This is a genomic window from Vibrio quintilis (assembly GCF_024529975.1).
Lineage (GTDB): Bacteria > Pseudomonadota > Gammaproteobacteria > Enterobacterales > Vibrionaceae > Vibrio > Vibrio quintilis.
In genome coordinates, this window is the sequence record NZ_AP024898.1 from 935,548 (window position 1) to 949,660 (window position 14,113).

9 protein-coding genes and 1 pseudogene are annotated in these 14,113 nt (G+C 36.2%); 5 read left to right on the top strand and 5 right to left on the bottom strand.

All coding sequences use genetic code 11. The annotated features are described in order from the left end of the window. Positions 1-19 precede the first annotated feature (19 nt). From OC443_RS22710 to OC443_RS22720, 3 genes are read left to right on the top strand one after another with little or no spacing between them, the layout of a single operon-like run. Positions 20-1,669 (top strand): tyrosine-type recombinase/integrase, encoded by a 1,650-nt coding sequence (locus tag OC443_RS22710; protein ID WP_073585728.1) that lies wholly within the window; start codon positions 20-22, stop codon positions 1,667-1,669. Positions 1,670-1,686: 17 nt separating this feature from the next. Then, positions 1,687-5,691, top strand: coding sequence for a VPA1269 family protein (locus tag OC443_RS22715; protein WP_262021704.1), 4,005 nt, complete (start codon positions 1,687-1,689; stop codon positions 5,689-5,691). Between the two features lie 17 nt (positions 5,692-5,708). Next, positions 5,709-6,539: a hypothetical protein gene (locus OC443_RS22720; protein ID WP_262021705.1), complete on the top strand. Its 831-nt coding sequence runs from the start codon at positions 5,709-5,711 to the stop codon at positions 6,537-6,539. 86 nt (positions 6,540-6,625) lie between these two features. Here the strand turns inward: OC443_RS22720 and OC443_RS22725 are convergent, their stop codons facing one another. Then, the gene (locus OC443_RS22725; protein WP_262021706.1) at positions 6,626-7,597 is read right to left on the bottom strand and encodes an AraC family transcriptional regulator; all 972 of its coding nucleotides are present in this window, start codon (positions 7,595-7,597) and stop codon (positions 6,626-6,628) included. A gap of 185 nt (positions 7,598-7,782) precedes the next feature. On the opposite strand from OC443_RS22725, the gene OC443_RS22730 reads away from it, so the two are divergent. Then, a complete protein-coding gene (locus OC443_RS22730; protein WP_262021707.1) occupies positions 7,783-8,418 on the top strand; it encodes an MFS transporter in 636 nt (211 codons plus the stop codon). 59 nt (positions 8,419-8,477) lie between these two features. Next, positions 8,478-9,049 (top strand): annotated as a pseudogene (locus OC443_RS22735) (transposase); the annotation flags it as partial. A gap of 47 nt (positions 9,050-9,096) precedes the next feature. Here OC443_RS22735 and OC443_RS22740 read toward each other — a convergent pair. From OC443_RS22740 to OC443_RS22755, 4 genes are all read right to left on the bottom strand, one after another. Beyond that, positions 9,097-9,825 carry a RibD family protein gene (locus OC443_RS22740; RefSeq protein WP_262021708.1) on the bottom strand — a complete coding sequence of 243 codons (729 nt, stop codon included), beginning with the start codon at positions 9,823-9,825 and terminating at the stop codon, positions 9,097-9,099. A gap of 343 nt (positions 9,826-10,168) precedes the next feature. Continuing rightward, the gene (locus OC443_RS22745; RefSeq protein ID WP_262021709.1) at positions 10,169-11,446 is read right to left on the bottom strand and encodes an IS4 family transposase; all 1,278 of its coding nucleotides are present in this window, start codon (positions 11,444-11,446) and stop codon (positions 10,169-10,171) included. A 467-nt stretch (positions 11,447-11,913) separates the two neighbouring features. Next, positions 11,914-12,825 carry an N-acetylglucosamine kinase gene (nagK, locus tag OC443_RS22750; RefSeq protein WP_262021710.1) on the bottom strand — a complete coding sequence of 304 codons (912 nt, stop codon included), beginning with the start codon at positions 12,823-12,825 and terminating at the stop codon, positions 11,914-11,916. A gap of 37 nt (positions 12,826-12,862) precedes the next feature. Then, positions 12,863-14,056, bottom strand: coding sequence for a cellulase family glycosylhydrolase (locus OC443_RS22755; protein ID WP_262021711.1), 1,194 nt, complete (start codon positions 14,054-14,056; stop codon positions 12,863-12,865). Positions 14,057-14,113: the final 57 nt, after the last annotated feature.

Sequence of the window (14,113 nt, forward strand, 5' to 3'; positions counted from 1 at the left end):
TTACCAAACAGGAGCGGTAATGAATACATTTTTGAATCCATGGTATTCAACTATATGGCTCTATGATTCGGATTTTGAACAGAGAAAATTTCCGTTAGTATACTTAGCTAATGGAATGCCTAGTTACACTATTAATCAATACATTTACCACTTACTTGAATCTGAAATTTCTCATAACAAGTTAGAATCTTCAGTAAGAGCATTATGCCATCTTTATGCATTTACATGTGCATACTACGGACAACGAATACTGACATCTGAAGAGGCATCATACCTAGTTGCTAATTTTATTGATGCAAAAAAATTCGGAACTGATGAGTTTTGTATTAGAAACTCCCCTCGCTTTTCATGGCTTAAAAATTTAGGCTTGAATTGGAAACCATTATCCTTAAGTAAAAATGGTATAAGTACCATTAAGGGATATATTAGAGCAATTACAAATTTTGATAAATGGCAAGCAAATATTTATAACATCCAACCATTGAATCCAACGGAAAAATACTTCATATCGGCCTGGCGACAATACAAAAAATTTGAAACAAGAAAGGAATGGGATCCTTTGATACACCTTGAACTTGCCAGGAAACGTAGAAAACAAACAGAAGAAAAATACAGTTCTCAAGTCGAAAATAAGCTTAATTCAAACCACAAGCGGTTAACTATTAAAAATAAATTGAGAATAAGAAAAGCATTTCCACTAGGACGCTTTATTGACCTAGTCGAAACGGCATCCAATCCAAGAGACAAAATGCTAATTCTTCTCCAAGGGGGAGGGTCATTACGTCGTAGCGAACCTTTACACATATTTCATTCAGATATTGAAGGACAAAATGAATTTGGCGAGGCGAGAATCAGAATAGATGACCCTGAAATAGGAATGGTTGAATGGCGGGACCACAATGGAAAATTGGTGTCTGGTACTCGAATTCAATATTTCCAACAATATTGGGCAATGAACAACCAAAATTTTCCAGACTCTCATCCACTTAAATTCTTAGGACCAAGAACTTTAATGGATCGCAAAGATAGCGGTCTCAATGCCGGATTCAAGGGAATGACTTTTGCAGAAAGTTCATGTTCTGACTGGCTTCTTAATGAACGATCTGACGGGAGAACCTATGATGTAAATCATCTTTGGTGGCTAGACCCTGTACTGGGTTCATATTGGTATGAATTATTCGAGGAATATGAAGAAAACTATCTTCGCTATAATTATTACACTGGAGAACGAAACCCTACCGGTTTTCCTTTTCATCCTTGGCTATTTATTGCAATTGACCGTGAACATTATGGCGCACCTTTATCAATACCGGCGATGAAGAAAATCTGGGCTCGACTAAAAAAAAGATTAGGAATAGAAGAAACATTAGGTTGGCATAGCCTTAGGCATATGTTTGGCTACTACTGTGCAAATGTTTTAAAAATTCCTCCTGAAATAACTCAATTTTTCCTACATCACAGTAGTGTCAGTTCCACTAATGCTTATTATCATATTAATCACAATCGAGTACGTTATGAATTAACAACTAAGCAATTGATGGCTGCAGGAATTGAATATATGCCAGAACATTTAATCTTAAAAGATACCCCAATACCCAACTGGCCAAGTGCATGGCAACAAAACCCGCAATATAAGTTATACAAAAAAATATTAATGTCCCATAGTTAACTATTTTGGAATTAGTTATGTCTTCAATAATATTCTCGCAAAAAGATGACTCCAATATTTATATTTCAAAGGGATTTTGGAATAAAAAAAACATCATAGCCAATCTAAGTGATAAACTTTATTTATTGAAACAAGATATTACAACTGACGAATTAGTCAATGTGATGGCTGATCATCGAAAAATGTTTTTATCAGAAAAAATATTGGCTAACACATCACCAACAAAATTGAAGAACGCAACTCAATTCCCATTACGTTTCACTGATATGGCAGAGTTTTCTGACTATTTGGAAGTTAATAGCAACGGAGTTTTACAAGGTAAAACAATTCAAAATTTTATTAATTCACAACCCAGTACTAATCCAGAACAACAATTACTCTCATCAGGTAAAATTATTACCGATACACTACTAAATCATTTCAGCGAATCCCCTCATAAAGTCCTAAACTGGGACTCTGAGAATTTTTTCAGGTTTCTTTGCTCTTTAGACTTATTATTTAACGCAGAATATCTTAAGACATTGGTGCGTGATGATTTATTTTCAATCCTTTTTCGTCTTAGTCAGACTGACTGGAGTACGTTTAACCCAACAAACCAACCACTAACAGCACTAGTAAAAGATAAAAAAAATTTTCTTGTGTCCGTTAATAATTTTAAAGAAATGGGACTTTATGATGATGCGATCACAATTTCTCCAGAATTTGCCATTTGGATAAAGCCAATTTTAAGGAAAATAAAAAGAGGTATATCTACAGAAAACCAACGAAGAAACTTGTTATGTGCTTACAATAAATTAACATTGGCATCAGGACAGTGGCTAGCACTTGGAGCATTAAAAAAATATTGGATTATGCCACCATCCAACCGACTAGTTGAAATATTAACTAGTTTACAAGACAATATTACTCTTCCACTTAGTGAGTTATCGACTCCTGAAGACAAAATTAACCACAAACACTATCCTATGACAGTATATAAAAAACAACAGGCTTTTTTTATATGCTGTACAACCATAAGAGAGATTGAAGATTTACCTCAAAACGTAGCTAATTGGATCTCCTTTAAAAATACCCGCCAGTGGTGGGGAAACATCTTAAATGATTATCAAGCGAAAAATAACCTTCCACTTTGGCCTATAGATTTACTAAATCAACAACGACTAAAAACTGTCTCTAATAGAAAAAAATGGACTGTCTCCTGGGCAAAAGAAAACATGTCTCCTGCCTGGGCCGATTTCGTAGAAACGATGTATCTGGCTGATGTAAATTTAAACTGCAGTACAGCTTCTTCAAAAATTAGAAATTTATATTATTGGGCAAAAAGCCAAAATATTACATCACCTTGGGAAATCACACCTAATGACCTATTAAATGCATCCATCGACAAAAACAAAGTTAGCTTTCGGGAATACTTACAGAAAATTCGTGATAACGCAGACAAAAAAAACAGTAATTCTGACTCACATGTAAAACGTAAAAATTCAAGTACAGTACATATTACCAGTTGGCAAGGAGCAAACTCTGCATTTGAATTGGTCGTATCATATGGGAAATTACCAGGAACACCGGTTAATGTATTGGCACACAAATTAAAAAATCCATTTGAAGGTTTTGAAATACCTTTCAGAACAAAAAGAAGGTCATCTAAAACTCCAAGAGCTCGTATGCTTTATGAAATTCAAGAGGCATTAGTAGATGAGTTGCTTGGATTAGAAAAACAAGAAAAAATAATTAAACAAACACGACAAGACCAAAACGGAAATGTTTTATGTAATTCTGATGGCTCTGCTTTATACGAGGAAAAACGAATTATTGTTGAAGTTCCTACCTTCAAATTTGCAAAAAAAATAGCCCTAGAAACTATTCAGTTGAGTAAAAGAGGTCATCCAGACTTCTTTTATGTAACAAATCCTCAAGATCCTAACAAAAAAGAGTCGATGTGGAATCCATCTACAGCAGTAATTCTCGCTTTATTACTTCTCCTTCCAATTCGCTCGATACAAGCCAGATGGCTAGATCAAGGTCTAATGGATGATATGGTTTTTGATAGAGAACTTAGAGTAATGGTAAAAAATACTCATAGCTTACAGAACTGGACATATTCAAATGGAATATCTCATAGTGAGTTATACGGTAGTCGGTCTGGAATACTCCAAACATCACTCAGTGACTTTCAAGACGTTGAAGAGACAATATTGTGGATATCAACAAATAAAACAGCTCTCTGGGATGGTGCACAAAAAACTGGATATTCATTGCCTTGGCCTGATGGTTTAGATCTTCTGAACAGTGAGAATAATGATGTTCAAGCTCAAGGTCGTAAGTTGGCTAGAGTTTACGAAGTATTAAACTATCAATTTGAATTTATGGAACAATACGACCCAGAGCCTATTCCAATAAGCTTTCAGCACAGCACAGATGAATCGTATAGAGTACCTCATGACGAAGATGAATTAAAAACTATGCCATGGTTTGTTCCTCTATGCCGAGATCTAGGAAACCCAATATCGATAACTCTTCCCAATGGCGAAACAAGTTTTGCCGCCCCTTGTATTCCAAGAAGTCGTATAGTGAAACTGTACTCGGCTCTTTGTTTTCATGTTGAACAAAAACTTAAAAAAAATAAACAACTAAGTGGAATTAAATTAACAGGTAAAATTGATTACAAACATGCCTCTCATGCGTATAAAGGGTATGTACCACTATTCGATATTCATTCATTGCGTGTAGCAGGTATCTCTCATCTTATAGAACTAGGGGTACCTATCTATATCGTTTCTGAATATATAGCAGGTCATTCTACCATTATCATGACCTTACATTATTTCAAGACACACCCGTTGTTTCTTAGAAAGAAATTAATGGATGCAATGCTTAATGGACAATTACTCGATGGATATGAAAGTATCGTCGATGAACTAAGTCATATGGCTAATTCTCAGAATAAATCTATGCGTCTTCACGAAAGTAGTGGATTAACTGAGCACTCAATAGATTTATCTGTCGATTTTGCAGCGCTTTCTCCTGTCGAAGGAGGTGTATGTCTTGTTGGTGGTAGAGGGTCAAGGTGTTATGAATGTGGAATCGAATATAGAAATAGTGATACTCAAGACCGAGCAACCGTACATTATGTTCAAAAATTAGCTGGTTGTGCAGGTGGTCGTTTTTACCGTACAGGTCCAGATTTTTCCCTCATGCAAACCTTAGAAGCAAACAGATTAATGCTGATGCTTAGACGGTATGGAAGAGAACGAGATAGATCCAGCAAACACATCAAGGAGCTTAGTATCTCTATCAAAAATACTAAACTACAACTCGAAGACCCACACCTCAAAAATACTAATCAAACATATCGGTCTTTACAAAATTTGGAAAGTAAACATAGACAAGCAAGACTCAGGCTTCAGGAATTAGATCAGGAAACAGCACCATATATAGCATCTTGGGTTCAACGATTTTTTGATCTAAAAGATTCAGCTATTTTAGCAAAAAAAATTAAAACTTCAGAACAAGGTGATATACCAATACTATTAGTTGGGGAACCTACTATTGATTATAATACCACATCAGATATTGGAAATGATTTATACCTAGCCCGAACAATTCTGGAGCAAACCTTATTTCTAAAATCACAGGGAGTGAGCACATGTGAAGTATCACGTTTATTTGTTGATCAATTTATGAATACCATCATGTCTACAGAAGCTACCGAGTTGATGTTACCGTATAACAGTGTGATAGGTGAAGAAAATAAAGCATGGGTTGCGGCAGTTTGTAGCTCAGTATTAGCACAAAAATTCGGAGATGATGCTGTTCAATCAGCAGGACAGGGAAATAAAAAGCTTGGATTGTTAAATGAGGAAAACCGACCACTTCTCGAACGATTACTTAGCTACACCAAACAGGCATCAAAGGCATCAGAGAATGGTTTGTCCCTTGCACCATGGGATATGTCTGATGATCCTCTGCATATTTCAGACCTTGAAACAGTAAAAATAGAACCCCAAGAAAATAATGCTTAACACACGGAATTTATTTCATGAAAGATCCCAATGAAAAAAAACAAAAAGGAAATGATACAAGTTCATATCGTTCTGATGGTCTGAGTGCAGAGCAGATGTTAGAAGAATTATATGCTCAGTCTAATGATCCTAAAAGGAAAGCCACATTAGATGGGATTAAAACAGCATGTGACGGTATTATTAATGCTGGCGGCATATTAAATTATGCTCGAGTGGCCGCTTTTGCTAAAGCACACTTAGCTGGTAAACCTTCATATTCAACTATTACTAATCAGCGTAGCTTACGAGAATACATAGAATTACGAAAACGTGAGTATCGACTTTCCAAGCCAGAATATTTTCCTACTAAAGCCAGACCATCAACTGACGAACAATTAGATCTTTCAGAACTCGACCCATATACTCGACGAAAAGTACTAAATATTATTCAACAGAACAAGATGTTAGAAAACATGCTCGCTGATCTTACCGAACGTGCCATAAATAATTCAAGAAAACATCCAATTCGAGTTGCTGATGCAATTAGACTGGGACCAGACCCTAAAAATGGTTCATTACAATTACCAAATAATTTTACTTCGAATACTAACAAAAGAAATAGAACTGAAAATACAGACATTTCAGATGATAATTCCAATATAGATATAACATTAGTTATAAATATTATTAAACGGCTATTAGATCTTGTTGAAATTGATGATCCAAATCGAACTCGTGCAACATTATTTTGGGAATATATCTCTGATGACCGTATCTTAACCGCAGAATGGAATGGTGGTGAACAAGAAATGCTTATTAGCCCAAAAGAACTAACTGAATTAAACTTGTTATTAACCAAAGTATGTTAAAGTTAAAGCATATTACGGTTAATAATTAAGCCTCTCTCGATTTAAGCCCAAATCAACTGTGAAGTGCAACACCGCACTCACCTATATCAAACGGCTTTGTTATTATTTTTCAGTTTTTTTATATCAGTCGATGGCGGAGAACCAAATAATCGGCGATATTCTCGACTAAATTGACTTTGATTGTTATAGCCTACTCTTAACCCAGCAGTCGCCGCATCAACGAACTCAGTCATCATGATTCGGCGAGCTTCATGAAGACGGATCTGTTTTTGAAACTGTAGAGGGCTAATTTGCGTAATGGCTTTAAAATGGTGTTGTAGTGACGAGATGCTCATGTGAGCGTGATTTGCCAAGTCAGCTAATGTGAGAGGTTCATTGAATCTCTGTCTAATCAGGGAAATAACTTTTGATATCCTATTACTATGACTGTCAAAAATCGCCATCTGCGCAAGTATGGGGCCAGCTGAACTTCGTAATAATCGATAGATTATTTCTCTTTTAATCACAGGAGCCATGAATTCTATGTCATGCGGAGCATCTAGCAATTTAACCAGCCGATAAATTGCTTCCAGCAGTTCCAGTGAATGTTCACATGCGAAAACTGACGTTTGCTGTTGCTCTTTTGTTCCAAATGACATTTTATAGCTGTGTTCAATCTGAACAGCTAAAGCGATATCTGCAACTTCCTGACGATCCAATCTAAATAGCATCCCCAAATATGGTTTTTCTTCCGTTGCATCTAAAATGATTCCTGCAGCTGGCAAAGTTTGAGTTATGAGTAAAAAAGAATCTTGATCATATCTATAAGTTTTTTCCGCAATAATCATATCTTTCGCACCCTGAACGATAATACACAGCGAAGGGTGATGGATCATATGCAAAGGTGGTTTAGCGTGCGAGGAACGAGCCAAAACCAGGTTATCAATTTGTGAGTTTATCGTTGCATCTTGGGGAAGATGTTTGGCAAGTATCTGAGAGATCTGAGTTTGAATTCTTTCCTTTTGTAAATGTTCCTCATTTGGTTTAAATGGCGGAAACACATTTTCAATTACATTCATAATTCCCCTCAAATATCGAATTTTCGATACTAATACTAGTACATAACTATACCCACTAACAATAGGGTTACTATTTTGTGCAAAAATCCAAGATGAACAGACATGACTCAGCATCGATAAAATAAGAAGATCTCAATTAAAGCGACATCACAAAATGTCATTGCAATTTTCACAAGGAGTTAATCTTGTCTACAGAATATGAAACACCCCCTAAAAAGCAGTGGTATATCATTGCTGTTCTGAGTCTGCTTATGGGATATGCATCTATTTCAACTGATATGTACTTACCTGCACTCCCCTCAATGAGTCAAAGTTTGCAGATGAATGGTTGGAATGTTGAATTAACGATTTCCAGTTTCTTAATTGGACTGTGTACAGGTCAACTGTTCTGGGGGCCCATCAGTGATAACTATGGCCGTCGCCTGCCCATATTCGCAGGTATAACACTGTTTATCGTTGGTTCTATGGGATGCATTTTTTCAACAACGGTTCCCAGTATGATTCTTTGGCGAATTATACAAGCTTTGGGGGCAAGTACCGGGCCTGTACTTTCAAGAGCAATGGTTCAAGATCTTTTTTCTGGAAATGATCGAGCTAAAGTGTTTTCAAACTTAATAACGATTATGACGTTAGCTCCACTGATTGGCCCTTTACTCGGAGGACAAATCATACAATACAGCTCTTGGCGTACTATTTTCATTTTGTTGGTTTTTATCGGATTCATTACGTTATTTCTAATAGCAAAATTTCCAGAATCATTCCCTAAAGAAAAACGAGATAAAACGCAGAAAAAAAGAATATTGAGAACTGTAGTGGCATAGTGAATTTGGTCACTTAGTTAGAGGTGATATCATCACCTCATAAGTTAACAGGTGACATTATGAAAAAACGTACAAGACGACTATTTAGCGCAGAATTTAAGTTAGAAGCAGCCCAATTAGTCCTAGACCAAAATTATTCTGTAACTGAAGCAGCCCAAGCTATGAATGTCGGCAAATCCACGATGGATAAATGGGTTCGCCAGCTTAGAGAAGAACGCCAAGGTAAAACACCGAAAGCCTCACCGATGCCCCCTGAACAAATAGAAATTCGGGAATTAAAAAAGAAGCTGGCTCGTCTTGAAGAGCATAATGAAATATTAAAAAAAGCCACAGCTCTGTTGATGTCGGACTCACTGAACAATTCTTGATAATCAAGAAACTCAAGCAGAGCTACAGCGTAAAAACATTATGCGAAGTCTTCAATGTTCATCGAAGTAGTTTTCACTATTGGCTTAAACGGCCAACGGTAATTAATGCTGAAACAGTAAAACTACGCAGCTTGGTTAGCGAGGCTCACGCTGCAAGTAATGGCTCTGCAGGAGCGAGAACCATTGCAGATATAGTTACAAATCAGGGTGTAAAGCTTAGCCGATACCGAGCGGCAAAGCTTATGAGAACTCTTGGTTTAGTATTGACCATTACAGGTATTCCTCATAAGTTTAGCACCGAAATTCGGGTCTAATCTTCTTTTACAAGATAACGCATCCATACTGTACTATTATCTTGAACTTCAACATTTATTAATTTAAAACAAACTACTTTATTCTCATTAATTAACTGTTCACTGGTAGAAAATAACGATGATGAATCTGAATTGCCATCAGCTACCGAGGCAATAACAATACTAAGTTCATCGCACATACCAGCCTGAATAAATGACCAGTTAAGTATCGCGCCACCACCAAGCATTAATGTTCTAATACCAAAAAGATTTTTAAGTTTGCTCATAGCGACTTCATAATCAAGTGAATTGCTACCGGCAATAATATATGAGACACCTAGATTACGTAGAAACTGTTTATACGCATTACTGGCTTTTTCTGTCAGTACTTCAAGGACATGTGCTGTCGTTTCCCGATAATTTAGCGTATTGCTATCCCAGGCTAATTTCCCTGATGGGTCAACAGAAATATAATATTTTTCGGCATTACTATCTGCAACAAAATCACCTACAGGAACTGGTTCGTATGTTTCAGGTAAGTCAGGAACTTTATAAAACGTAAAATTATCGTCTGTTGTTACTCGTCCTGATAACCAGCCCTGATGTTGGTAATATCTAGTTTTACCAAATGCAATCTCATAAAAAGTATCAGCAGCAGAAGTATACTCTGGTAAGTTTTTAAAATTTCCGACGATTTTGCCATCTATCGACGTAATCATATGGCAAAAAATATAAGGTCTATCCATTTTTAAATTTCCTAATTACTTTATCGTTAGAAATACATTTTTATTTGTCTAATTGATTTTTATGTAACCAACGATTTAATTCATCATCTGAAGGCGTTCAGTGAACGTTTAAACTGAGCTTTAGCACCTTTATAATTTGTATCCTGTAACCATAATTTCGTTGTCACAAACAACTCAGATGATTATACGAATCTGAATATCATTAATTAACAGCAGAAATACGAATATACTTATCAGATATAAGGCATAATAAACTAAGTTGAATATACTCAAATTTAGAATGGAAATTCATCAGTTCGTAAATTTATTCTAAGGAATCTAGCATCAATACATAGACTGGACCTTAAGCATTAAGTTTTTCATAAATACCATCTAAGGTCCTGTCTTTCTTAGATTTTCGTTGTTGTGATTTAAGTGCGTTGTTCGATATATATCGAATAGCCCAGTCCAAGTGATTTGTTATTTCTGACAGAGCTTGATGACAGTAAGCCGTTAATATCGGGAGTAACCAGACATCAACATTTTTGGCCGCTTTGTATACCGATACGCTTTTGGCACTTTGAAGAGCAATACTTCTCCTCAGTATTAATGCCAGAAGGCTTGCCCAGACCAATCCCTCAACAATGGCTTTTTGTGCTGTTGCAAAGCGCTGCCAGTTCGTGTCCGACTTTAGCTCTTTAAACAGCAACTCAATTTGCCAGCGGCAGCGATAAATTGCCATGACATCATCGGTTGAATACGATTCTCTTGGCAAATTAGTGAGCCAGATGCAATAACGTTTTTCTTCAGTAAACCAACGCCTTATGAGTCGAAACTCCTGTTTCCCTCTACGTACTGTTAGCTCAAGAATAGCGGAACGATTTGTTTGTCGACAGACGTCTTTAAGAGCTTTTCCGACCAATTTTGGGAAGCGTCGCCCTTTGCCATTACGAGCTTCAACAATGATAGGATTCAAAGACTTACCACCACGGACAAGGAAGTAGCCTCTGTGCTGATTAATTTGCTCAAAATAATCAAAGTCTACGTAACCGGCATCAGCCAATAACAGCTTGTTTCGCAACGTTTGGGATTGAGGTAAATAGGCTCGTTCAGAGGCAGTATCTGCCGTGATGGTCATAGCGGTCGGAGATAGACCAGACAAAGACATTGTCATATGACATTCGATAGCTGCTGGTTTTCTTTTGAATCGACTAGGGAATACTTCCCCCAGTCCATCATGAACTCGGAACGAGCTGCCATCTTGCAGTAAAACCTCATCAAAACAGGCTAACTTTTGAGGTTGAGCAGGAGTTTCTAACTGGGAGAACTGTGCAATAGCAGACTTTACAAGTGATTTCATAAAGTTAGGAAACTCATCTTTACGAAGCTGATTATGAAATGGTTTATAGGCGACATTATCTTTTTCACTCAAACACATGCCATTAAATTGTCGGTGCAAATCGGCGATAGAATGACAGTTCCCCTTACTGAGGGCAGCAATTAAGCTTAAAACTAATTGAAGAGGTTGGATCGCTCGTTCCCGCTGAATAAATCCGGTCCATTTAGCAGAATTAGTAATAAAATCAGCATTAAAGAATTGCGTTAACTGGTGTTTTAAAGAGATAATTGTCGTCGGCTTCATGGCTTGGTTTGGTTGTTGTTTGGCGATAATTATCTGATCATAAATGAAGCCTTTTTTCTACCTAAAATTCAAAGAAAAATAATCAGTTAAGTCTTAAGATCCTGTCTATGAACACCCTCTAATGAAGAGGCATGTGCTACACTCGAATTGCCAGATTCACCTTAACCTAGAAATGAATTAAAACGCAAAATCTACATTTCCATTGCCGTTAACTATGCCTTGAATAGCATTTATGTCATAAATATACTGAGTGTGACACCGATACTCAGATATATCACTGAAGATCGGTATCGTAACTTTATAGGAAAAAACGATATTTCATACATTATGTTCTTGCTTTGCCACTTCATCTATAGCGAAAGGTAAAAAATTACATAGTAAATTTTAGCTCCTAATTCTCTAAAATAATTAGAGCATTAAATATATTCATTCTTACATAACCATTAGATTTTAAATTTATAATCTGCTTACATAATATTTAAAAATGCTGCCCCACGAACACCACCAGAATCACCATATTTTGCTTTTATTATTCTAGGACTCTTAGCTATTGGAAGAAGATATTTAGATATACGTTGAGGTAGTTCATCGTAAATTAAATTAAAATTGGATAATCCTCCACCCAATACAACCACATTGGGATCATAAGCCGTAAATATATTCCCCAAGCAAATTGCCAAGACTTCCATAAAACGCTCGACATGCTCTACCGCTTTATAATCATCACAATCATATGCATGAATAATATCTACTGCTTTCCTTTTTTCTCCAAAATAATGCTCATATAGTAGTTCGAATCCGCGTCCGGATAGATAATTATCTATACATCCGCTTTTACCACAACCACAATTAAATAAAGGTGCTTTATCTGAACCTAGATAAAACCAGGCATCAATAGGTAAACGGATATGACCAATTTCACCGGCTACATTATTCTTTCCGGAAAAAACTTTTCCATGATGAATCAATCCCCCTCCAAAACCGGTACCTAAAATCAACCCCATAACAAATGACTCTTCTTTTAGTTCGTCATCCCATGCTTCAGACAGCGCAAAACAATTCGCATCATTTTCAATTTTAACCTCGCGTCTAATTTTCAATTCAAGATCTGAACGCAACGGTCTTCCATTCGCAGAAAGAACATTTGCAGTCAACACTGTACTGTCATCCGCATTTTCTATTCCGGGTAACCCCAAACCAATCAAACCTTTTGATCCAAATTTAAAGTCATATTTTTCAACAAGTTCAGCAAGAACGGTTAACAACTTTTCATAATTACCTGTTGGAGTCTGAATTCGCTCAATTGCTACTCGTTCTAGATTTTCATTAAATGCACCAAATTCAATTTTGGTGCCACCAATATCAAAACCGTAATACATACAAAATATATAATCCTATTATCTACTAAATTTGAATTTATCTATCTGCCGATGAACCATGAACAACACAAGATGTCTTATTTTCCCAACCCCAGCCATCTCCATCTGGATCTGAAGTTGAAGAAGCACAATAAGGAGAACCATTAGGCGCTTTTTCATTTGAATTTTTAACTATACAGCTTTGATTATTCTCCCATCCCCATCCATCACCATCTGGATCTGAGGTTGAAGAACTACATACTGGATATTCATCAGAAGAAGTTCCGGTATAAATTGTCGCTATTTTTGATGTGGTATTTATACCATTAGAACCATAAACAAGTATATTTCCCCATGAAGTTAATGAATTTTTATTCCAATTATTTACAATATCTAAATCTGCAGTGGCAGAATTATTTCCAGACCAAGACCAGCCAATATATCCAACATTTAATGTTTCGCAACGCTCCATAATTGATTTTTCATCGACATTTGAACCTTTATGATTTGCGGCAAACTCACCTACAACTAATGCTAACCCCTTATTTATAAATGACGTAATATAATTATTTACAGTGTCATAATTTCCATACACTTCATACATATGAACACTAAAGATTGTATTATGTTTCGGATCTGAATCGAATACAGATTGAGCATTATTCAACATAACGCTTTGCCAATCTTGCCCCCAATTAGGAGCATCTACCATTAAAGTATGATTAAGACCCGCATTTCTTAACGTCGAAATCGCGTTTTGGGTCTGAGTAATCCATGCGCTCTCCTTCTGATCATTACCAAAAGGCTCATTTCCCAAGTTAATGATAATATAATCTTCCTGACCTATGAGTTTATCTTTTATTTCAAGCCAGTAATCAGCAGCAGATGCTAAATTAGCAGCACTATCATCTTCACCATATCCAGTAGTATCATGAACCTCTAAGATAGCTATTAAATGATTTTGTTTTGCTAATTGGATAATATTTTCAACATCTTCAGCACTATTTTTATTCCAACGATGTCCGTTGCTTAATACTATTCGTACCGTATTTGCTCCAGTTGAAGCGATTCCATTTATAGCATCATTTAATTTATCTGGATACCATGAATGTGCATGGTTGATACCTCTTATAACAAAAGGGCTACCATTACCTTCATATAACACGCCTCCGGAAACATATAAACCGGCATAAGAAATAGAGGATGTACATAAAAGTCCCAATATTATTAATACTGTTTTAATCAATTTCATATCTATATCCTTAACTGATATTTATGGGAAGTTTTCGAATAGCTATAAATAAGGCCG